26 protein-coding genes are annotated in these 21,255 nt (G+C 55.1%); 13 read left to right on the top strand and 13 right to left on the bottom strand.

The window, feature by feature from the left end:
* Positions 1 to 5: 5 nt before the first annotated feature.
* The 3 genes from ACR0DU_RS00860 to ACR0DU_RS00850 are packed head-to-tail and all read right to left on the bottom strand — an operon-like array spanning position 6 to position 2,172.
* Complete coding sequence (locus ACR0DU_RS00860; RefSeq protein ID WP_319547305.1) at positions 6 to 431, bottom strand: VOC family protein; 426 nt, start codon at positions 429 to 431, stop codon at positions 6 to 8.
* A complete protein-coding gene (locus ACR0DU_RS00855) occupies positions 431 to 1,423 on the bottom strand; it encodes an alpha/beta hydrolase (protein WP_480871959.1) in 993 nt (330 codons plus the stop codon). The genes ACR0DU_RS00860 and ACR0DU_RS00855 overlap by 1 nt, the downstream gene beginning before the upstream one ends.
* Positions 1,423 to 2,172, bottom strand: a complete 750-nt coding sequence (locus ACR0DU_RS00850; protein ID WP_480871957.1) for an alpha/beta fold hydrolase — start codon at positions 2,170 to 2,172, stop codon at positions 1,423 to 1,425. The genes ACR0DU_RS00855 and ACR0DU_RS00850 overlap by 1 nt, the downstream gene beginning before the upstream one ends.
* A 216-nt stretch (positions 2,173 to 2,388) precedes the next feature.
* Here ACR0DU_RS00850 and thrS point away from each other — a divergent pair, with 216 nt between their 5' ends.
* From thrS to ACR0DU_RS00825, 5 genes are all read left to right on the top strand, one after another.
* On the top strand, positions 2,389 to 4,347 hold the full coding sequence (gene thrS / locus ACR0DU_RS00845) for a threonine--tRNA ligase (RefSeq protein WP_480871955.1): 1,959 nt from the start codon (positions 2,389 to 2,391) through the stop codon (positions 4,345 to 4,347).
* Between the two features lie 222 nt (positions 4,348 to 4,569).
* Entirely contained in the window at positions 4,570 to 4,872 is a 303-nt protein-coding gene (locus ACR0DU_RS00840; RefSeq protein ID WP_010439128.1) for a BufA1 family periplasmic bufferin-type metallophore, read from the top strand.
* A gap of 71 nt (positions 4,873 to 4,943) precedes the next feature.
* A complete protein-coding gene (gene bufB / locus ACR0DU_RS00835) occupies positions 4,944 to 5,801 on the top strand; it encodes an MNIO family bufferin maturase (RefSeq protein ID WP_480871953.1) in 858 nt (285 codons plus the stop codon).
* Positions 5,798 to 6,559: an HvfC/BufC N-terminal domain-containing protein gene (locus ACR0DU_RS00830; RefSeq protein WP_480871951.1), complete on the top strand. Its 762-nt coding sequence runs from the start codon at positions 5,798 to 5,800 to the stop codon at positions 6,557 to 6,559. The genes bufB and ACR0DU_RS00830 overlap by 4 nt, the downstream gene beginning before the upstream one ends.
* The gene (locus tag ACR0DU_RS00825) at positions 6,556 to 7,074 is read left to right on the top strand and encodes a hypothetical protein (protein ID WP_480871949.1); all 519 of its coding nucleotides are present in this window, start codon (positions 6,556 to 6,558) and stop codon (positions 7,072 to 7,074) included. Before ACR0DU_RS00830 ends, ACR0DU_RS00825 begins: the two co-directional genes overlap by 4 nt.
* 1 nt (position 7,075) lies before the next feature.
* Here ACR0DU_RS00825 and ACR0DU_RS00820 read toward each other — a convergent pair whose 3' ends face one another.
* Both ACR0DU_RS00820 and ACR0DU_RS00815 read right to left on the bottom strand, forming a co-directional pair.
* The gene (locus tag ACR0DU_RS00820; RefSeq protein ID WP_170469113.1) at positions 7,076 to 7,444 is read right to left on the bottom strand and encodes a hypothetical protein; all 369 of its coding nucleotides are present in this window, start codon (positions 7,442 to 7,444) and stop codon (positions 7,076 to 7,078) included.
* 42 nt (positions 7,445 to 7,486) lie between these two features.
* Positions 7,487 to 7,804, bottom strand: a complete 318-nt coding sequence (locus tag ACR0DU_RS00815; RefSeq protein ID WP_480871947.1) for an ArsC/Spx/MgsR family protein — start codon at positions 7,802 to 7,804, stop codon at positions 7,487 to 7,489.
* A gap of 214 nt (positions 7,805 to 8,018) precedes the next feature.
* On the opposite strand from ACR0DU_RS00815, the gene ACR0DU_RS00810 reads away from it, so the two are divergent.
* Positions 8,019 to 8,225, top strand: a complete 207-nt coding sequence (locus tag ACR0DU_RS00810; RefSeq protein WP_010439113.1) for a cold-shock protein — start codon at positions 8,019 to 8,021, stop codon at positions 8,223 to 8,225.
* A 124-nt stretch (positions 8,226 to 8,349) separates the two neighbouring features.
* On the opposite strand, the gene thyX is transcribed toward ACR0DU_RS00810, so the two are convergent.
* Positions 8,350 to 9,261, bottom strand: coding sequence for an FAD-dependent thymidylate synthase (gene thyX / locus ACR0DU_RS00805; protein WP_170779165.1), 912 nt, complete (start codon positions 9,259 to 9,261; stop codon positions 8,350 to 8,352).
* A 178-nt stretch (positions 9,262 to 9,439) separates the two neighbouring features.
* Here thyX and ACR0DU_RS00800 point away from each other — a divergent pair, with 178 nt between their 5' ends.
* Together ACR0DU_RS00800 and ACR0DU_RS00795 are read left to right on the top strand one after the other, a co-directional pair.
* Positions 9,440 to 9,868 (top strand): VOC family protein, encoded by a 429-nt coding sequence (locus ACR0DU_RS00800; RefSeq protein WP_170779167.1) that lies wholly within the window; start codon positions 9,440 to 9,442, stop codon positions 9,866 to 9,868.
* Complete coding sequence (locus tag ACR0DU_RS00795; protein WP_480872727.1) at positions 9,862 to 10,557, top strand: DUF1194 domain-containing protein; 696 nt, start codon at positions 9,862 to 9,864, stop codon at positions 10,555 to 10,557. The genes ACR0DU_RS00800 and ACR0DU_RS00795 overlap by 7 nt, the downstream gene beginning before the upstream one ends.
* Positions 10,558 to 10,637: 80 nt before the next feature.
* On the opposite strand, the gene ACR0DU_RS00790 is transcribed toward ACR0DU_RS00795, so the two are convergent.
* From ACR0DU_RS00790 to ACR0DU_RS00780, 3 genes are all read right to left on the bottom strand, one after another.
* On the bottom strand, positions 10,638 to 11,135 hold the full coding sequence (locus tag ACR0DU_RS00790; protein WP_170538906.1) for a MarR family winged helix-turn-helix transcriptional regulator: 498 nt from the start codon (positions 11,133 to 11,135) through the stop codon (positions 10,638 to 10,640).
* Positions 11,136 to 11,212: 77 nt separating this feature from the next.
* Positions 11,213 to 11,470: a succinate dehydrogenase assembly factor 2 gene (locus ACR0DU_RS00785; protein WP_319546862.1), complete on the bottom strand. Its 258-nt coding sequence runs from the start codon at positions 11,468 to 11,470 to the stop codon at positions 11,213 to 11,215.
* Positions 11,467 to 11,859, bottom strand: a complete 393-nt coding sequence (locus ACR0DU_RS00780; RefSeq protein ID WP_010439102.1) for a helix-turn-helix domain-containing protein — start codon at positions 11,857 to 11,859, stop codon at positions 11,467 to 11,469. The genes ACR0DU_RS00785 and ACR0DU_RS00780 overlap by 4 nt, the downstream gene beginning before the upstream one ends.
* A gap of 92 nt (positions 11,860 to 11,951) precedes the next feature.
* On the opposite strand from ACR0DU_RS00780, the gene ACR0DU_RS00775 reads away from it, so the two are divergent.
* Positions 11,952 to 13,154 (top strand): pyridoxal phosphate-dependent aminotransferase, encoded by a 1,203-nt coding sequence (locus tag ACR0DU_RS00775; protein WP_480871944.1) that lies wholly within the window; start codon positions 11,952 to 11,954, stop codon positions 13,152 to 13,154.
* Between the two features lie 7 nt (positions 13,155 to 13,161).
* On the top strand, positions 13,162 to 13,563 hold the full coding sequence (locus ACR0DU_RS00770; protein ID WP_480871943.1) for a hypothetical protein: 402 nt from the start codon (positions 13,162 to 13,164) through the stop codon (positions 13,561 to 13,563).
* 4 nt (positions 13,564 to 13,567) lie between these two features.
* On the opposite strand, the gene ACR0DU_RS00765 is transcribed toward ACR0DU_RS00770, so the two are convergent.
* The 4 genes from ACR0DU_RS00765 to ACR0DU_RS00750 all read right to left on the bottom strand — a co-directional run bounded on the left by ACR0DU_RS00765 (position 13,568) and on the right by ACR0DU_RS00750 (position 17,531).
* Entirely contained in the window at positions 13,568 to 14,932 is a 1,365-nt protein-coding gene (locus tag ACR0DU_RS00765; RefSeq protein ID WP_480871941.1) for an MATE family efflux transporter, read from the bottom strand.
* A 120-nt stretch (positions 14,933 to 15,052) separates the two neighbouring features.
* Positions 15,053 to 15,982, bottom strand: coding sequence for a polyphosphate kinase 2 (gene ppk2 / locus ACR0DU_RS00760; protein WP_480871940.1), 930 nt, complete (start codon positions 15,980 to 15,982; stop codon positions 15,053 to 15,055).
* 179 nt (positions 15,983 to 16,161) lie between these two features.
* Complete coding sequence (locus tag ACR0DU_RS00755; RefSeq protein WP_480871938.1) at positions 16,162 to 16,770, bottom strand: carboxymuconolactone decarboxylase family protein; 609 nt, start codon at positions 16,768 to 16,770, stop codon at positions 16,162 to 16,164.
* Between the two features lie 113 nt (positions 16,771 to 16,883).
* Positions 16,884 to 17,531: a TIGR02466 family protein gene (locus ACR0DU_RS00750; RefSeq protein ID WP_480871936.1), complete on the bottom strand. Its 648-nt coding sequence runs from the start codon at positions 17,529 to 17,531 to the stop codon at positions 16,884 to 16,886.
* Positions 17,532 to 17,781: 250 nt separating this feature from the next.
* Between ACR0DU_RS00750 and ACR0DU_RS00745 the strand changes: the two genes are divergently transcribed.
* The 3 genes from ACR0DU_RS00745 to parE all read left to right on the top strand — a co-directional run bounded on the left by ACR0DU_RS00745 (position 17,782) and on the right by parE (position 21,141).
* Positions 17,782 to 18,375: a hypothetical protein gene (locus ACR0DU_RS00745; protein WP_480871934.1), complete on the top strand. Its 594-nt coding sequence runs from the start codon at positions 17,782 to 17,784 to the stop codon at positions 18,373 to 18,375.
* A gap of 36 nt (positions 18,376 to 18,411) precedes the next feature.
* A complete protein-coding gene (locus ACR0DU_RS00740; protein ID WP_480871932.1) occupies positions 18,412 to 18,912 on the top strand; it encodes a helix-turn-helix transcriptional regulator in 501 nt (166 codons plus the stop codon).
* A 270-nt stretch (positions 18,913 to 19,182) separates the two neighbouring features.
* Complete coding sequence (gene parE / locus ACR0DU_RS00735) at positions 19,183 to 21,141, top strand: DNA topoisomerase IV subunit B (RefSeq protein ID WP_480871931.1); 1,959 nt, start codon at positions 19,183 to 19,185, stop codon at positions 21,139 to 21,141.
* The last annotated feature ends 114 nt before the right edge of the window (positions 21,142 to 21,255 follow it).

The following is a 21,255-nucleotide window of genomic DNA, read 5'->3' as shown; positions in this document are numbered from 1 at the left end:
CACGATCAGTACCCGTTCCAGCGAAAGGAACCGTCCGCTGCTAAGGTCGAGAACGGGTTGAACGCAATTTCCCAGATCGTCTTGTCCGGAGCGCGAAAATACCCGTGATGTCCGCCCCAGAAGACGTCTGATGCTGGCTTGAGCACCTCCGCTCCGGCACGTTCCGCCTGATCAATCAGCGCTGCCACGTCATCTTTCGCTCGGCAGTTATGGCTTAACGTCATTGGTCCGCCTCCCAGAGTTGCGACGTCCACTCCCATTTCGTCAGCTAGAGCGGCAAGTGGATAGAGGCCCAGCGTTTGCCCGATCAGATCAAACGCAATCACCCCATCCGGACTTTCAACACGTCGCCAGCCCAGTTTCTCATAAAAAACAGCGGCTGTTTCTAAGTCTTCGACGCCGATCGTGATCAGACTTACACGCTGCTCCATCATTCAATCCCCTGCTCCGATAGCCACTCCAACATACCTAAGACCGTTGCATCCGTCTGACCGGGCGACATCAACCGCCCCGCCACAACGTGCGAGGCTGGATCATCCCCGGGGCTCATGGTCACCAATGTAACGGAGGCCGGGCCTCCCCATGTCTTTGCCACCTCATGCGTTCTGTCCGGCCGCACGACTTGATCCTCATCCGAGAACCAAAATAGCGCGGGGATCCGTGCACCTGAAAAGTCCAACCCATAGACTGCATCTACGATGACAGACATCGGCACAACCGCCTCCCATGGGTAGATTGTTGTCCAATACCTATTCTTTTCAGTATCAGAACTGGATACATCCCGCTCGGCCCCCATCAAAAGAGGCAACCAATTTCGCGCCCATGGCAATGTTGGCACCCAGGCCGCAGCCATGTTCACACCGAAGTTTGGTGAGACAAAAATCATCGCGGCCACATCCGCACTCAGTTCGGCATCCAGCGCAGCTGCTGCCGCCAGAGTTCCGCCAGTAGATGTCGAGATTACAACTACCTGCTCTCCGACTGCCCGGGCTGCCGCCAACCCCTCGGCCGCATCCCGCATCCAGCCCGAGGCCGTCGCTTCGACCATCGCTTTACCATCACGCCCATGCCCTTGAAGCCGGGTATAAACAAGGTTGGCACCCAGCGCCTCGGCGACTCGATCGGGCACCGGCCTGATCTCTTCTGACGAGGCCGAGAACCCATGGATATAAAGCACCGCGTACGGTGTTCGCTGCTCGTAATACCCATCCTGCCAGATCACACGCTTTTCGACGCCCGGCACGACGTCTTCATAGGCAGTTTCGATGCTTTCAAAATAGACCTGAACGCCTTCACCAAATTTGCGTGGATCGAAACGGGGATGCAGGTCTACCGGCTCACGGGGGCCAAATACAAAGACCAACCCACCAATCAGGGCCAATCCCAGCAGCAGACGCCCCAAAATCCAGCCAAAGAGCTGCATCAGGTGCCTCCTATTACATCCCGAACGGCCTGCTCGATCAAACCAAGGCACGGTCCGTCCGAGAATCGGTGATCCGCGTCTTTGACTAGCAGAAGCTGCATGTCTTGACCCGACGCGTGGTTAAGCAAGCCTACTGCTGTTTCAGTGGATACCGCCGTATCTGCCGTTCCCTGAAGGAAACGCACCGGGAAGGGCAATTTAAGCGGCGTACGCAAAACCAGACGCTGCCGCCCATCTTCAATCATCCGCTTGGTAATGACGTAGGGCTCCATATAGTCCGAAGGCAGCTCCACATGCCCAACGGTCTCCAGATCAGATTTCTGCTGATCTGAAAACGAAGCCCAATACCCGTCCTCGGTAAAATCCGGCGCTGCGGCGATCGTCACCATACCCGCCATCCGCTCAGGCATAACCCGCGCAAGCAACAATGCCTGCCATCCGCCCATGGATGATCCCACAATAATCAACGGGCCCGCGGTCAACCGTGAGACTGCAGCCAACGTATCCTCGTGCCAGTCCCCAATGCACCCGTCGGTAAACTCACCGGAACTTTCACCATGCCCCGAATAATCGAAGCGTAAGAAAGACTGCCCTCGCGCCTTGGACCATGCCTCAAGATGCACAGCCTTGGTGCCTTCCATGTCCGATTTCAATCCGCCCAGAAAAACGATGGTTGGCCCCGTTCCTTCAGACTTGTGATAAGCCAGCCGTCGCCCCTGCGCTGTCTCAAGAAATTTCGTCTCTGCCATGAAATCCTCTTTTCTTTTCCTGCATCATGCACGTCATCACGCGCTTCGCAATTCCCCGATCCCTTTTCATCCGGCCAATAATATCCCGGGGTGCGCGAGGGGCAGCGCCCCTCGTTCCCACCCTTGACACGCGCATCCCCACCTGCCACATGAGCCGAACACACATAACCCGCAACCGGGCGTTCAGTGGGCGCCAAACCGACGAGGAGAGCCGATATGGCCTTGGACTCACAGTCAGTCTCCCTTACTTTTCCCGATGGCAATTCCCGTACCTTTGACGCAGGCGTCACGCCAGCTCAGGTCGCTTCCGACATTTCAACATCGCTGGCGAAAAAAGCGATCTCGGCGACGGTCGATGGTAAACATTGGGACCTGCAGTGGCCCATCGAAGCCGATGCACAGATCGCCATCCATACCATGAAAGACGAAGCGCAGGCCAATGAGCTGATCCGTCACGATCTGGCGCACATCATGGCGCGCGCCGTGCAGGAAATCTGGCCGGACACCAAGGTCACCATTGGCCCCGTGATCGAGAACGGCTGGTATTATGACTTCGACCGGGCCGAGCCATTCACTCCAGAAGACCTCGGTAAGATCGAAAAGAAGATGAAGGAAATCATCAACAAGCGCGACGCCGTGACCACCGAGGTCTGGGATCGTCAGCGTGCGATCGATTTTTATACGGCCAATAACGAGCCCTACAAAGTCGAGCTGATCGAGGCCATCCCGGGCGATGAGCCATTGCGCATGTACTGGCATGGCGACTGGCAGGACCTGTGCCGCGGTCCGCATCTGCAGCATACCGGACAGGTGCCGGGCGATGCGTTCAAACTGATGTCCATCGCCGGCGCCTATTGGCGCGGCGATAGCGACCGCGCCATGTTGCAACGCATCTACGGCGTGGCCTTCACGGGCAAGGAAAAGCTCAAGGCTTACCTGCATATGCTAGAAGAAGCCGCCAAGCGCGATCACCGCAAGCTGGGCCGCGAGATGGACCTGTTCCACATGCAGGAAGAGGCTCCGGGGCAGATTTTCTGGCATCCCAACGGCTGGACCGTCTACACCCAACTTCAGGACTATATGCGCCGACAGCAGCGCAAGGGCGGTTATGTCGAGGTTAACACGCCTCAGGTTGTCGACCGCAAGCTGTGGGAAGCCTCGGGTCACTGGGACAAATATCAGGAAAACATGTTCATCGTCGAAGTCGACGAGGAACATGCGCGGGAAAAGGCTATTAACGCCTTGAAACCGATGAACTGCCCCTGTCACGTGCAGATATTCAACCAAGGCCTGAAATCTTATCGCGATTTGCCTTTGCGTATGGCCGAATTCGGATCGTGCAATCGGTACGAACCCTCGGGTGCTCTGCACGGTATCATGCGCGTACGCGGCTTTACCCAGGACGACGGACACATCTTCTGCACCGAAGATCAGATCGAATCTGAAACCGCCGAGTTCATTCGGTTCCTGTCCGAGATCTACAAAGACCTCGGGTTCGAAAACTTCTCGGTCAAGTTCTCGGATCGCCCCGAAAAGCGGTCTGGCTCCGACGAGGTATGGGACAAGGCTGAGGTCGCCCTGCTCAGTGCGACTCGTGCTGCGGGGATCGAACCGGAACTCAACCCGGGTGAAGGGGCGTTCTATGGCCCGAAACTGGAGTTCGTTCTGACCGATGCGATTGGTCGGGACTGGCAGTGCGGCACCCATCAGGTAGATTTTGTTCTGCCAGAGCGTCTGGACGCCACATATATCGGCGCCGATGGCGGCAAACACCGTCCGGTCATGCTGCACCGCGCGACACTGGGTTCTTTCGAGCGGTTTATCGGCATCTTGATTGAAGAACACGCAGGCAAACTGCCCTTCTGGCTGGCCCCGCGTCAGGTCGTGGTCGCCTCGATCACGTCCGATGCTGATGCGTATGTAGCCGAAGTGGTTGAAGCCTTGCGCGCTGCTGGTGTTCGGGCCGAAGCTGATATTCGTAACGAGAAAATCAACTACAAGGTCCGCGAGCATTCGGTTGGCAAAGTCCCGATCATTCTGGCCGTCGGTCACCGCGAAGTCGATGAGCGCACGGTCAGTGTCCGCCGTCTCGGTGAAAAACAGACACAAGTTCAGTCGCTTGAATCTGTAACAAAAGAGCTGGGTCAGGCCGCAACGCCGCCAGATATGCTGTAACATTCGGTGCCAAATTGCCGAAAATCCGGCCCTGATTTTAGGGCCGGATTGAAACAAATACCATTTTTCATTTCAAAAACAGTTTGTTAACCTTCAAGGGGCCATGACGGTCTTTGACGGGGTTGTGAGACACGGGCTCGTGAATTCAACTCTGATCATCAAGCTACTACCTTTGTCATTGTCACAAGCAGACACGTAAAGTCAGCAAAAGGAAAATCCGAGATGTCGAACACCGCAAAAACACTGGTTATCGCAAGCGCAGTTGCCGCCGCCGTTTCCGGCGCTGCAACAACGGCGACCGCTCAGGCCAAAGAGAAATGCTATGGCGTTTCGCTGGCCGGTCAAAACGACTGCGCGGCTGGCCCCGGTACGACCTGCGCGGGCACGTCGACTGTAGATTATCAGGGTAATGCATGGACTCTGGTTGACGCAGGCACCTGCGCCGACATTGAGCTGCCAAAAACAGCAGATGGTGCGGACCGCAAAGGCTCGCTCGAACCGCTGGAACGCGATCTGCCAGCATAAGACTGCCCGAATGAACCGGAAAGGGCGGGCACCATCGCCCGCCCTTTCTGTGATAATCAAGGGATTTGCACATGTTGGATAATGCGCTCAGATCAAATCGATTGCCCGCCGCCCCAGGCGTCGGATATAAACCGCAGCATTTCTCGCAAATCCTTGTGCATGCGAAGCCAGTAGAATGGCTTGAGATTCATGCAGAAAACTATATGGGCGATGGCGGGCGTCCTTTAGCACAACTGCACCATCTATCCGAACAATTTCCCATATCCGTTCACGGCGTTGGCCTCTCCATTGGTGGTGAAACACCGCTGGACCCAGATCACCTCGCCCGCCTGAAACACTTGGTTGGTTGGCTGAACCCAGCAAGCTTCTCGGAACACTTGGCATGGTCAACTCATGACAGCCACTTCCTGAATGATCTGCTGCCCCTGCCCTATACCGATGCCACTCTGACCCGCGTGTGCGATCATATTGATCAGGTGCAAGGGGTCGTTGGACGGCAAATGCTGTTGGAAAATCCTTCCAGCTATTTGGCTTTCGAAGAAAGCACCTGGTCCGAGCCTGATTTCCTGCGCGAAATAACGCGCCGTACCGGATGTGGTTTGCTGTTGGATGTAAACAACGTCTTTGTTTCTGCCACTAATCTGGATTTCTCGCCTCAGGGCTATATCGACGCCTACCCGCTGGATCAGGTGGGTGAGATTCACTTGGGCGGTCACGACGAAGACGAAGACGATCATGGCCACCCCTTGCTGATCGATAGCCACGGGCGCGAGGTGGTTGATCCGGTCTGGGCATTGCTGGACTACGTTCTGGACAAATCGGGACCGAAGCCGGTGCTGATCGAATGGGATACCGACATACCGGACTGGGCAATCCTGAGGGCCGAAGCCGAACGTGCCCAATCTGCGTTGGACAAGATTCCGGCATGAACGTGTCTCAGACCACATTCTATGACGCTTTGCTGGACGCCAACAAGTCGGTTCCGGATGGATTGCTGGACGCGCAAGCAAACGCGGCGGGCCGTCGTTTCAGCGTGTATCGCAACAATGTCGCCGTTTCATTGACCGAGGCAATGCATCAGGCGTTTCCAGTCATTGCTAAGTTGCTGGGATCACAGAACATGGATGGGCTTGCCGGGATTTTCCTGCGCCAGCACCCGCCTACCTCACCGCTTATGATGTTTTACGGTGATGAATTCCCTGCCTTTTTGGAAGGTATGGAGCAATTATCGCATCTGGGATACCTGCCAGATGTAGCGCGGCTGGAGCTGGCGTTGCGGCGGGCCTATCACGCTGCCGACTCCCAGCCTATCGATCCCGAGGCATTGAGCGTCACACCAGAAGACTTGATGCGCGCCAAGCTGACCCTCGCACCTGCGGCAACTGTTTTAAGATCTGAATGGCCTGTTCACGCGATCTGGTTGTTCAACACTGAAGACGGCGCCCCGAAACCTGAAGCGGGTTCTCAGGATGTACTGATTACACGTCCCGAATACGATCCTGCCCCGCAGCCGCTGCCACAAGGCGGCGCGGCATGGATCGCACGCATTCGAAACGGGCAAAGCATCGGCGAAGCATTTGAAGCCACTGTCGCGGAAACGCCCGAATTTGACCTTGGAACCACTCTGGCACTGCTTTTGCAGGGCGGTGCAATAACTTCTGTGACTATCGAAAGGCTGGACACATGACTGCCCTGATCACTACCTACAATGACACGATGGACAAAGTGGCGAACACGTCCGGCTGGCTGACGCCTACACTCGCTCGGGTCGTCTTTATCGCTGTCCTATTCGTGTATTATTGGAATTCGGCCACTCTGAAGATCGACGGCTCAATCTTTTCGCCATCCGCCGGGGCATTTGGGCAAATCTTCCCCAAGGCTGCCGAAGCCGTCCTGTATGACGTCAGCCAAATGACTTTCTTCCAGCGAATTGTCATCTTCTTTGGAACCGTGGCTGAGTTTGTATTACCCGTACTGCTGCTGGTCGGCCTGCTGACCCGTCTCGCCGCCCTTGGCATGATTGGATTTGTCTGGGTGCAGACCCTGACCGATGTTACTGGACATGGTGTCAAACTAGGTGGCTTGTTCGACAACGCGATCACGCTGATGGATCAGCGCGTGATGTGGACATTCCTATTGCTGGTGATCGTAGTCAACGGCGCAGGCCCGCTATCACTGGATCGGCTGCTGCGCCTGAAATGACTTAAAAATGCGCCTTGGGCTCGTCCGGTTTTCCAGCCGCGAGCCCAAGCACTCCTGCTACTCCGGCAAAGGCTATTGGGAACATCGTAAAAACGCCAAAGCCAAAGGCGTAGTACATGCCCGCCGCAGAAATAAGCAGTAATATGCCCGCGACCAGAGCACGTGAGTGGGCCATCGCTCCACCCACTATCGCCAATAGCGGTGCCACAATCGAAGCGGTTTGAATCAGCTCCGGGTTATCGACCTGTTCGGCAATCCCTTCGATCTCACCAAATTGGTCGATCAGTTCCACAAATCCATAGCCGAAAAATCCAACGACCATTCCGATCAGCCCGGCAATCACACCTAGTATCATGGCAGCGTTTCGCATTCACAGGTCTCCGCTTGTTGCCCATGTCACATAGGCAATTGATTAGGTAAGACCAAGGGCCTGACGCGTTTCAGGCGTCCAGCCCAAATACATCCGGCCATCAGTCTCGATCAATGGGCGCTTCATCAAGGTCGGATGATCAACCAACAGCTCAAGCACCGGCCGATTTCGTGTATCCTCATCCAATCCGCGCCAGGTTGTTGACCGCGTATTGAGCAAGGCTTTGCCGAAAGTCTCATACGCCTCCGACAGGATATTTTCGGGAACACCTTGCCCCCGCACGTCGACAAACTCCGCATTCGGAAGCGATTTCAATGCCTTGCGACATGTGTCGCAATTCTTCAATCCATAGAGGCGCATAGTTTGATTGATCCTGTCTTCGCTGCAAAATCGGGCATTTCCATTGGCATGGCCCGGTTATTCTTGATTTTTTACTTCACCGTGCAATGTTGAAAAAGGCGAAACACGCGACCCGGGCTGTATCGTGTGGGCGAACAGTGATGTGTTGCGGTATTGCCAACCACTACCCCCACCAATTTGTGGGACAACGTGTAAGTAGAAGGAGACACGGGAAATGCCAACTGGCACCGTGAAATGGTTTAATACAACCAAAGGCTATGGTTTTATTGCGCCCGATGAGGGTGGCAAAGATGTGTTTGTACATATCTCGGCCGTAGAACGATCCGGCCTGACCGGACTCGCTGACAATCAGAAGGTCTCGTACGAGCTGGAAGACGGACGTGATGGCCGACAGATGGCGTCTGATTTGAAGCCGCTGTAAGGCAAGGCCCGCCCCGGCGGGAAAGACAAATAAGGTTGGCGGCCAATTTCCGGCCGTTAACCGTTAGCTACCCCCAAAAAACGCGCCCACCTCGGGACGCGCTATTTTCCTTTTTCCTGACTATTCAGCTTTCGCGGATAACGCCTTCGAACTCGCGCCACTCCCGCGCTGTCATGCCCGAATTTTCCTGAGTAACATTCTCACCGCTCAACATCCGACGCAGGCAGGTCACCATCTGAGCCGAGAGGTTGACAGCACCCAAGCGATAATCCTCGAACGCGCGATAGGCAAACGGCACCCAGTCAGCGACGATCTTGCACATAGTATCAGCATAAACGCGGATTTCGTACTGCGCATGAGGGTCAGCGCGTAGACGCAAGAAGTGGAACAGGTTGTGCAGATCCACCTTCCAATACCATTGCGTATAGATATTGGCTGGCAGGTTCATCCGCGCCAGTTCTCGTGCCAACCCTTGCTGGCCATCCTGACCAATCATAGCTTCGTAATTGTCATAGCATCGCGCGCTGTCGGCCTTCAAAATCTCCAACACTCGTGCGGCCTCTTCGCCCTGCAACGTATCGCCACGGCCCTGATTGTTCACCTCAGACTGTGCGGCCACATGTTCGGGCGCGGGGATGTAGAATTCCCGATCCAGAATCGAGTAACGGGCCGAGTATTCGTTCACGTTAGCAGTCCGATGGCGAATCCACTGGCGAGCGACAAAAACCGGCAATTTGACGTGCAGTTTGATCTCGCACATTTCAAAAGGGGTCGAATGCCAATGCCGCATCAGATAACGGATCAGGCCTTCGTCATTCTGCACCGATTTGGTGCCTTTGCCGTAGGATACCCGCGCGGCCTGACAGATCGCGGCGTCATCGCCCATATAGTCGATGACCCGAACAAATCCGTGATCCAGAACCTGATGCGCCGTGTACAGGTGATCTTCCATACCTTCGGCAACGACGCGGCGGGTCGGGCTCGATTGTGCGCGTTGCGCTTCAATCTCGGCCAGTTGGTCGGAAGACAGAGGCATGAAATTATCCTTTCCAGCAATGAGTCGCCCACCACTATATATCGGCTTATCAACCACCGGAACCGCGATATGTGCGGCGTAGCGCGCAATTTGCGAATTGTGTCATTCCTTCCCTCTCGACACCGCATCGCGGCGCGCTAAGGTGCTGGGCACCACAATCAATGTAAGGAAAGTCGCGATGGGGCTGACATACCTCCACACTATGGTCCGCGTGAAGGATCTTGAGAAATCCATGGCATTTTATGAGCTTCTTGGCCTGAAAGAGACCCGCCGCTACGACAGTGAAGCAGGTCGATTCACACTGGTTTTCCTCGCCCCTCCTGGTCAGGAAGACGCCCCGATCGAACTGACCTATAACTGGGATGGCGACGATAAACTGCCCAGCGACAGCCGCCATTTTGGTCACCTCGCCTATGGTGTCGACAATATTTATGAGACCTGCCAGCACCTTCAGGACAACGGGATCGTAATCAACCGCCCACCCCGCGACGGGCGAATGGCGTTTGTGCGCTCGCCCGACAACATCTCTGTTGAATTACTGCAAAACGGAGAGGCACTGGAACCGGCGGAACCTTGGGCAAGCATGGAAAGCACCGGTTACTGGTGATCCGCCGGATAACATCTCTGGGGTTGCTCGTTTCAGGCGGCCCCGTTTGGGCCGAGCAATGTCGCCTTGCACTTGCCCTTGCTATGGACATCTCAACTTCGGTCGATGCTGTCGAAGATGCATTACAGCGCAAAGGGTTGGCCGCCGCCCTGATCGCACCAGAAGTGCAAGAGGCATTTTTTAGGTCTCCGCAGCCGGTTGCACTGGCGGTCTACGAATGGTCCGGCAGTTTCAACCAGAAACTTCTTTTGGATTGGCTCTTGATCGAGGCGCCTGCAGACCTGCTTGCTGCCGCACACAGCATCGGCGATTCCGAGAGGTCCGCCAATGATTATCCAACAGCAATGGGACATGCTTTGGCATACGGTGCAACGCTCATGCAACGCGCGCCCCGCTGCCTGTTCCAAACCATCGACATTTCAGGTGACGGGAAGAACAACGATGGTTACGGGCCTCAAATTGCCTATAAGCATTTTCCGTTCCAGAACACGACAGTGAATGGTCTGGTCATCAACGCTGGCGACTTTGAGGGCGAAATCGACCTGATCCCGTTTTTTCAGTCCAACGTCCTGCACGGCCCCGGAGCTTTCCTTGAAATCGCAAATGGATTTGAAGACTTTGAAAACGCAATGCGACGCAAGCTGGAACGAGAATTAAAGGGTTTTGAGCTTACCGAGTTGCACCGCTGATGAATGTTTCACATCTGCGGGCATGAGGTGTCGCTTCATAGGACGGTCCTATGAAATTCGGCCTCCGACCGCTTAGACCGCTAGTAAATATAGCGAATTTGATCTGTCCAGTACCGCTCGACCCGTCGCAACGAACCCGATATCTCTTCAATTCCATCCGCACCAATCACGCCACGATTTTGCAGCCCTTCTGCATGACGGGCAAATAGATCGGATACTATATCGCGAATCTCTCGCCCGCGTTGGGTCAATCGCACCCTGACAGAACGCCGGTCAATTTCGCATCTCTGATGGTGCATATACCCCATCTCGACCAGCTTCTTGAGGTTGTAGCTGACATTGCTGCCTTGATAGTAGCCTCGGCTCTTCAATTCGCCGGCAGTCACTTCATGATCGCCAATGTTAAACAACAACAAGGCCTGCACGGCGTTGATTTCCAACACACCGACACGTTCAAATTCATCCTTGATGACATCTAGAAGCAAACGGTGCAGACGCTCAACCAGCGCCAGTGCCTCAAGATAGCCCGTCATGAACCCTTTGGTCCCTGGCGCGGCGACCTGTAACTCCATACTCATCCGATCCTCCGATTCATCGCGCTGTTTCTGAAAACATGACGCGAATTTCCGAAAAATCGGTTAAGTTGAATTATCGCTTATTTCTGAAAGGTTTGCGCAATGTCCGTGATCAAATCTGACAGCTCTATCGGAGGGCTGGCTTGACCGGTGACCCACTGGTACAAATCCTGATCATTTTCGTGCAGCAGCGCGTCATAGGTATTCAGCCCATCGTCATCCATCAATGACAGGTTGCGATCAGCATAGGCTGTCAGGATCAAATCCATCTCTTTGATACCACGTCGCATCGAGCGCATTTTCATGCGCTTGATCCGGGTTTCGCGGGATTCGGTCATTGACTGCGTTCCAGCTTCAGGCGCAGCGACTTTTCCACCCTGGCCAAACGCTCTGAACTGGCACGCATCTCACCCCTGATTGTACGCAGTTCTGCCACCAGATCACGCAGCTCCGAGTCGACATCGCCGTTCAGGCTGGTCTCATCCATGCCGTCGCCTTCGCCGGTCAAAAGCCACATGATCGAGACATTCAACAGCCCGGCCATCATCGACAGCTTGTTGGCACGGGGTTCGGACAGATCATCTTCCCACGAAATTATCGTCGCCTTTTTAACCCCTAGACGACGGGCCAATTGTGTCTGTGTCATACCCGCAACCTCGCGCGCGCCCGCGACGCGATCTCCAAAGGTTGCAGTGTCCGGTCCGAACCAGTCCGTTTCGTCGTTCATTGGGGGCTCCAATAGGTGAGGTTCAATTGGCTTGATCGATATTTCGGCGCACCCTATGACAGTCAGGCTGAACATACAAACTGAGGCCACCTATGAGTTTCCTGTCTGCGACATTGTCACGCGTAAAACCCTCGCCCACCATCGCCATGACAGCCAAAGCGGCCGAGTTGAAAGCTGCCGGACGCGATGTCATTGGGCTGAGCGCTGGTGAGCCGGATTTTGACACACCGCAGAACATCAAGGACGCCGCTGTTGCCGCCATCGCCGCGGGCAAAACGAAATACACAGCGCCAGATGGTATCCCCGAGCTGAAACAGGCGGTCTGCGCCAAGATGAAGCGTGACCACGGGTTGGATTATGCACCCGCTCAGATCTCGGTCGGGACCGGGGGCAAGCAGACGCTTTACAACGCCCTGATGGCCACGCTGAATGAGGGGGATGAGGTCGTCATCCCCGCACCCTATTGGGTCAGCTATCCGGATATGGTCTTGCTGGCAGGCGGGACACCGGTGATTACAGAAACCTCGCTTCAGACCAACTTTAAACTGACGGCCGATCAGTTAGAAGCAGCGATTACGCCCAAGACCAAATGGTTCATCTTCAACTCCCCCTCGAACCCCACCGGAGCGGGCTATAGCCGGGCTGAGCTGAAAGAACTGACAGATGTCCTGATGCGGCACCCGCACGTCTGGGTGTTGACCGATGATATGTATGAACATCTGGCCTATGACGGGTTTGAATTCTGCACGCCGTCACAGGTGGAACCGGCGCTTTATGACCGAACGCTGACGTGCAATGGCGTCTCCAAAGCCTATGCCATGACCGGTTGGCGTATTGGCTATGCGGCAGGCCCGGTCGAGCTGATCGCCGCGATGCGCAAGGTGCAGTCGCAATCAACCTCGAACCCCTGTTCAATCAGCCAATGGGCAGCGGTTGAGGCACTGAACGGCACCCAAGCGTTCCTTGCGCCGAATAACGAGATCTTCAAACGCCGCCGCGATCTGGTCGTCGACATGCTTAGCCAGATCGATGGCATCTCTTGCCCAACACCCGAAGGCGCATTCTATGTCTATCCGTCCATCGCTGGCCTGATCGGAAAGATCACACCGGCAGGGACGGTGATTGACTCGGACGAAGCATTTGCAACTGCCCTGCTGGAAGAAGCCGACGTTGCGGTGGTGTTTGGCGCGGCCTTTGGTCTATCTCCCAATTTCCGAGTCAGCTACGCGACATCTGATGAAGCGCTGACCGAGGCTTGTAACCGTATCCAACGCTTCTGCGCGTCCCTGACCTGAGGTTTCCATGTCCACAACCCTGCCCGAATATTACTTCCGCGTACGCGAGAATGGCGCGGCAGTGTTCAAGATCGATACGGAAAACCGCCAACGCCGGATCGAGATGGATCAGATCGCAGTGGTCAACATCCGCAATGGTGAGGTCAAACCACAGGGTCGACGTAGTCTGTCCGACGCGGACAAAGCCGAAATCACGCGCTGGATGGAAGAGCGGAAAGCCCTGCTATCCCACCGCGACTTGGATGATATTCATCGCGCCGTCGACCATCTGAATCTGACGACGCAATGGGCGCAGTCCAAGGCCACGGATGAGCAGTTGGAGGACGTCACGGATCGGCTATTGATGGCTATGCATGATCTGCGCTCGGTGCTTGTGCGCAAAAAATCAGATCGGATCAGCAAAGGTTGATCCCTTAGGCCGGAACTTCGCCAACCTCGCGCACAGACCGCAGCCAGAATCGCGACATCAAAAGGACAGCGGCACAGGCAAGGCCCAGCACCAGGCCAAGCCACACTCCGATCCCTTCCATGCCCTGAACGAAGCCGAAGTAATACGATGCAGGTATCCCGATCGCCCAATAGCTGAGCGCGGCCATCACCATCGGCACTTTGGCATCCTGCAATCCGCGCAAAAGACCCAGTGCGATCACCTGTGCGCCATCGACCAGTTGGAACAAAGCAGCCATTGCCAGCAGCCCGGTGCCAATCAACAGAATTTCTGGCCGTTTCGGATCATCAAATTCCATAAACAAGGAAATGAGAGGCTCTGCACAGGTCAAGAACAGAATAATGGTCAAGACTGAAACCACCAGCGACATTCCGGTCACTGTAATGGCGCCTTTTTCAAGATGTGCACGATCTCGACGACCCAATGCATTTCCCGCGCGGATTGTTGCTACATTTGACAGTCCCAGATGCACCATGAATGTCGCAGACGCGAGATTCAGAGCAATACCATGCGCCGCCAGTGGCACCGGACCCAGCCAGCCCATCATCACCGCTGAAATAGCGAACAAAGACACCTCTGCCAGTGTCGTCAGGCCGATCGGAACGCCCAGGCGTAGAACGCTCATGAACATTTCCCAATCCGGACGCCAAAAACGTTGGAACAGACTGTGTTCCGGCAACGCCTTCACCGCATAGATCACCACCGCCACCAGTGACACGATCTGCGTCACGACCGAAGCGATGGCCGCGCCCATCACTCCCAACTCAGGCGCACCCCAATTGCCGAAAATCAACGCATAGTTCGTCAATCCATTCACAACAGCAGCAACAACCGTAATCCAGAGCACAATCTGCGTTCGTTCAAGTGCGGCCAAATAGGACTTGAGGGTCATAACCAACAATGCCGGGAACAGTCCCCACCCTGCCACACGAAGGTAAATCGCTGCAGTTTCAGCAACTTGTGGTTCTTGCTTCAAAGCAATCAGTATAGGTTGTGACCACCACAGAAGGGGCATCATCACCGTCGCATAGATCAAAGACAGCCACAGACCCATGCGAGTCGACCGGCGTATGCTGGTCTCATTCTCTTCAGCCGCAGCAGTCGCCACCATCGGCATAACGGCCAAGCCAAACCCTGCGCCAAACAGAAAAAGAACAAAGAAATAGCTGCTGGCCAGCGTCACTGCGGCCAGTGCCTCGACCCCGTACCATCCCAGCATGATGGTATCGGTCAGACCGATCGCATATTGTGCCAAATGCCCGCCAATCAATGGCAGGCCCAGCACTGTAATTGCCCGCAAATGGCCGGGATATGTCATCACCTTGTTCATCCCGCCAGCCTTAGGCTTGCCCGCAGCGCAAGACAAGAGCAGAACAGGTTTATTTCAATGTGAGACTTACTTGATTTGTACCAAGTGGACCATCACCCTGTCTGGTGATGACCCGGCCCGTTAGCCAATTTTCGCATCCGGATGCAGTGCCGTTCCAAGAATATGGTCCGAGCGATGGATCACATGATGCGCCTGCCCAACGATCAGAGGGTCAGGTTCAACAACGATCTCGTGATCCTTGTCAGGATAATCCAACGTCGACAAAAAATGACGCATGCAATTCAGACGCGCGCGTTTTTTGTCATTGGATTTTACAATGGTCCAGGGCGCGTCGGCCGTGTCGGTGTAGAAGAACATCGCCTCTTTCGCCTCGGTATAATCATCCCATTTGCTCAGGCTGGCTTTGTCGATCGGCGACAATTTCCATTGTTTCAATGGGTCGGTTTCACGGCTCCGAAAGCGCCGTTGCTGTTCTTCCTGCGTGACCGAGAACCAGTACTTGTAAAGCTGAATGCCCGAGCGTACCAACATCCGCTCCAACTCAGGAGTCTGGCGCATGAATTCCAAGTACTCGTTGGGAGAACAGAACCCCATAACCCGTTCGACACCCGCGCGATTGTACCAGGACCGGTCATAAAACACCATCTCACCCAAGGTCGGCAGCTGTTGCACGTACCGCTGGTAATACCACTGCCCTTTCTCTTCATCCGTCGGCTTGTTCAACGCAACAACACGGGCCTGGCGTGGGTTCAGGTGCTCCATAAACCGCTTGATTGTCCCGCCCTTGCCAGCGGCATCCCGGCCCTCGAACAACAACACAAATCGCTGTCCGGTTTCCTGTGCCCACAACTGAACCTTTAGCAACTCGGCCTGTAACTCAGCCTTCTGCGCTTCATAATCCTTGCGCGCCATCTTTCGGCCATAGGGATAGTTACCGCTTTCAAAAGCTTGCCGAATTTTTTCGAGCGTCGGCGCAGAGGCCTCCGCACTCGGGGCAGTTGCCGAATTAATATGAGGTGATTTCTGACTGATCTGGGGCGTTGCATCCATACATTCTCTCCTCGGTTTCCTGTCGAAGAGAAATCTAGCAGTTCGGCACAATCAGCGCTTTGATTGGTGTCAAACAGACTTGTGTTTTAACTGAGCCTCCGGGCAGGCGCGCCGATCTGCCCTTCATCTGGCCAAAAACATCTCGGGGAGCGCGAGGGGCTGGCCCCTCGCTCCTGCCCTCACCGATGGCCCCAATCATCCGGATTTTCCGAGTTGTTCGGCGACAGTCCCAGAACGTCCCCATCCGTCGAGCACCCTAACCCAAGTACGGTTCGGTTCGCATAGGAAAAGTACGAGCATACCTGATTGATCTCAAGAATCTCTCCATCATCCCAACCAGCGGAGCGCAAACGCTCAACATCGGCTTCAGTCAAATCCGCCGGAGCTTCGGTCAGTAGACGTGCATAATGCATCGCAGCAACCTGCGCCGCGTCCAAAGGCGCCTGCCCCGGCTCGCCTGCCTCAATCGCCGCCCGGATCGCGTTCCCTCGTGCTTCATCCTGCAACAACCGCTGCAGACCCGCGAAATGATGCTCGACACAATACCCGCATCGGTTCAGAGAGCTGACCCACACGCCCAGCACCTCAAGAAACCACTTCGGGATAGCGTTGCCTGAATGATGCAGTACAGCCTTGTACATCGCCATATGGCCTTCCATCGAGTGCGGGCGCAGGCTGTGCGCCATCATGATGTTGTCCACATTGTTGTCCGGGCCGGCGACCCGGTCATAGAGTTTGCGTAGCCTGCCCGTCGCCTCGGCATAGGGTATGGTCTTGATCCAGCTCATTTGGGTTCCTGTTGTCGTAACTGATTAATGTCCACAGACTAGGAGTGCTTTGAGCAGGTGGCGAGACGAATTCGACATGTATCCGTTAGATATCGTTTGCGCAGAATGAAATACTACTTGCTTCCTGACGTTTTCAGCGTGCCTGACTTAGGGCGACGAAAAGTTGCGTTGAACGCAACGGTTACACGGCTGTCCTCGCTTTGATTTGGGTGGACCCAATGGGTCAGATAGGATGGAAACAGGATCATTTCACCCGGAGATGGGCGCAGCTTCTTTTTGTTCCGAAATGCACTCGCCTCAAGTATCCGCCAGTGAGGCAATTCATTCCGAGGGTCGAGAAATTCAATCATTCCAGACGAACCTTCTTCGACCTCGGGTTGGGAGACATAGTATACACCTGACCAATGCGCTCCGGGGTGCGTATGTGGTGCATTGTAACCGCCGGAGGGATTGGCGTTCATCCAACCGAACAGTTTCAAACGAAGTTCGTCCGGCTCAACCTTGCCTGAGACCTTTCGTGTCATCTGGAACACCGCATCTTTTGCTGCGTCGCGCAAAGTCCGAATGGCCGGTGCATCACGTTCAAAGAGATTCCCTCGTGAGTGCCACCCCCCTCGATTGGACTTTGAGACGCCTTCATCTTCCTCACGCATCTTTTCGGCCTCAAACAACAGCGCCGCATTTAATGCTGCGCTGTTGGGCACTTGAAATCGCATCATTGGAGTGGAGAAAAGCTTCTCGAATTTCTTGGCTTCGGGCATGTCCTTGGCGTTACCTTCAACTAAACTGTTGGTCAAAATATTCAGATCACCCCGAGCGCACCTGCAAGGGTCTTCCCTGCCAGACCTCCTAGGGCTCTCCAAACCCACACCTTAATACTTTACGTGCGTTATCCCTATCGTTGAGGAAATAGATCTTTGGTTCAAGTATGGCGAAACCATCCAAAGTTATATTCCCAGCTTCAGCGGCGAGTGGTCTAATTTAATCAGCAAAATCGTTGAGGATAGGAACATGAACAAGAAAACTATGGGTCTTACGACAACCTTTGTTTTGATGGCTACAACAGCACTCTCGCAAACCACCAAACAAGACGTCATCAACGAGCTTACGGAACAAGGTTTCCAGAGAATTGAAATAACGAACACGCTTTTTGGAAATCTCCGCTTTGAGGCAACTGGGCCTGGGATCGAGAGAGAAGTGGTATTGGGAAAAGATGGAACCATCGTCCGCGATCGATCTGAGCGTGACGATGAGTACGATGACGAAGAAGACGACGACAGAGATTTTGACGATGAAGATGATGATGAAGGATTTGATGACGAAGAAGATGACGACGAAGGTGATGATAGCGAACGTGACGACGAAGGCGATGATGGCGAAAGCGATGATGGCGAGCGTGACGACGGCGGCGAAAGCGACGGCGAAGGCGACGACGGTGGCGAAAGCGATGGCGAAGGCGACGACGGCAGCGAAAGCGACGGCGAAGGCGACGACGGTGGCGAAAGTGATGGCGAAGGCGACGACGGTGGCGAAAGTGATGGCGAAGGCGACGACGGTGGCGAAAGCGATGGCGAAGGTGACGATGGTGAGGGAGATGATGACTAAGGTGTATTTCCGCTTGCCCGCAAGTGGGTCCCAAGTTTGAACAATAGGTTTAACAAGGACGCCATGTTCAAGGCGGGGATCGCTATATATGCGATCTCCGCATTTGCGTTTGCGGCTGAATTGGTTGGCGAAATCACCGGATATTATCTTTTCTCTGTGAGCTGGGTGGTGCACGAAATCACCGCGCTCATCACCCTGTTCGGCTTTGTTATCGGGGGGGTGTTGATCTGGCAGAGCCACAAACTTTTTTTGCGGCGACATCAGGAGATCAAGCATAATCTTCAGATGGCTCAAGGTGAGTTTTTCCGGATGCTAGAGCTGCAATTCGACCGCTGGAATCTGAGCGCTGCGGAGCGAGATGTTGCGCTACTCACTGTAAAGGGTTTGTCTGTCGCAGAGATAGCTAAATTGCGTGAGACCAGTGAGGGCACAATTAAGTCGCAGAACAACTCCATCTACAGAAAGGCCAATGTTAAATCGAGAACGCAACTTTTGTGTGTTCTGATTGAAGAGCTATTGATTGAAGAGAAAGAGTGAACTCCTCAGTCCTTCGAATCTGGTTTCTTAAGTGTTCTGAAAGCCCGTCCGAAAATCGCCTAAAAGCAAACGTTCAAGAGCGTTTAAATCGGAGGCTAAGCGTGCTTACAAAGTCCCGTTCTCGCGTAACGCAACAAGCGGTTGATTCAATGCCGCAAAAACTGCTCAGACCAATCGCAGTCCAAAACACCCACAACACCTCGCGCCCCTCTTCCCCCGGACCACATCACCTGCCATAATGGGGGAAACTCAAAAACAAGAGCAGCACCCATGCCCGACGATCTGTTGACGCCAGAAGCGACCACAACTTATGACGCCTCGTCCATTGAGGTGCTCGAGGGGTTGGAACCGGTTCGAAAACGGCCCGGCATGTATATCGGTGGTACCGATGAGCGTGCCTTGCACCATATGGTGGCTGAAATCCTGGACAACTCGATGGACGAAGCCGTAGCGGGCCACGCCAACCGGATCGAGGTCGAACTGCATTCCGATTACGCCCTGACCGTGCGCGACAACGGGCGTGGCATTCCGATCGATCCGCACCCCAAGTTCCCCGACAAATCGGCGCTTGAAGTCATCCTGTGCACCCTGCACGCGGGCGGAAAATTCTCGGGCAAGGCTTATCAGACCTCGGGCGGTTTGCACGGCGTGGGTGCGTCTGTGGTCAATGCCCTATCGGATTCGATGGTCGTGCAGGTAGCGCGCGACAAGCAGCTGTTCGAACAACGCTTCTCACGCGGTATCCCACTGGGTCCCGTCGAAAAGGTCGGCGCAGCACCCAACCGGCGTGGCACCACTGTGACCTTCCACGCCGACGCCGACATCTTCGGCCATCACAAGTTCAAACCCGCGCGGCTGTTCAAATCCATCCGCTCCAAGGCCTACCTGTTCTCTGGCGTCGAAATCCGCTGGAAATCCGCCATCGATGACGGTGAAACGCCAACCGAGGCCACATTCCACTTCCCTGGCGGGCTCTCTGACTATCTGAAAGAAACTATGAACGGCTCGTCCACCTATGCCGAGCAGCCCTTTGCTGGCACCGTGGACTTTCAGGAAAAATTCGGCACCCCCGGCAAAGTCGAATGGGCGATCAACTGGACACCGTCGCGCGATGGCTTCATCCAGTCTTATTGTAACACAGTGCCCACCCCCGAAGGCGGCACCCACGTGGCCGGGTTCTGGGCTGCGGTCCTCAAGGGGATCAAGGCCTATGGCGAGCTGATCAACAATAAAAAGGCCGGTCAGATCACCCGCGATGACCTGATCACCGGTGGCTGTGCGCTGGTGTCCTGCTTTATCTCGGAACCGGAATTCGTCGGCCAAACCAAAGACCGTCTGGCCACGGTCGAGGCGCAACGGCTGGTCGAAAACTCGGTCCGCGACCATTTCGACAACTGGCTGGCGGCTGATACGAAATCCGCCGGGGCGATCCTCGACTTCCTCATTCTGAGGGCCGAAGAACGCCTGCGCCGACGGGCCGAGAAGGAAACACAACGCAAGTCCGCCACTAAGAAACTTCGTCTCCCCGGCAAGCTGGTGGACTGTTCTAGTTCAACACGGGACGGCACGGAATTATTCATCGTCGAGGGCGACTCTGCCGGTGGGTCCGCCAAAATGGGCCGTGACCGCAAAACTCAAGCCCTGCTGCCCCTGCGCGGCAAAATCCTGAACGTGCTGGGCGCGGCCAGTTCGAAACTGGGCACCAATGCCGAGATCAACGACCTGACCCAAGCGTTGGGTGTGGGCCTTGGCACCAAGTTCAACGTCGACGACCTGCGCTATGACAAGATCATCATCATGACCGACGCGGATGTGGACGGGGCACATATCGCCTCGCTGCTGATGACGTTCTTCTTCACGCAGATGCGGCCTATGATTGACGCGGGCCACCTCTACCTCGCCTGCCCGCCCCTTTATCGCCTGACCCAAGGCGCCAAACGCATCTATTGTCTGGACGAAGCCGAGCGCGATGAATGGCTGGAAAAAGGTCTGGGCGGCAAAGGCAAAATCGACGTTTCCCGCTTCAAGGGTCTGGGCGAGATGGACGCCAAGGACCTGAAAGAGACCACGATGGACCCTGCCTCGCGCAAACTTATCCGCGTCACCATAGACGAGGACGAACCCGGCGAAACCGGCGACCTCGTCGAGCGCCTGATGGGCAAAAAACCCGAACTGCGGTTCCAGTACATTCAGGAGAACGCGCGGTTTGTGGAGGAGTTGGATGTTTGAAGAGGTCACCATCGCGTGAGTATCAAGACATACTTTTCGCGCAACTGGCACATATTAGTTAGTTGCGCGTATCTAGGTTTTTTTCTTGGACTATATTTCAAAGCCACTTCGTTC

The organism is Ruegeria sp. G2 (genome assembly GCF_056533505.1).
Note: the sequence above shows the minus strand (reverse complement) of the source record. Positions and strands in the feature narration are given on the sequence as shown.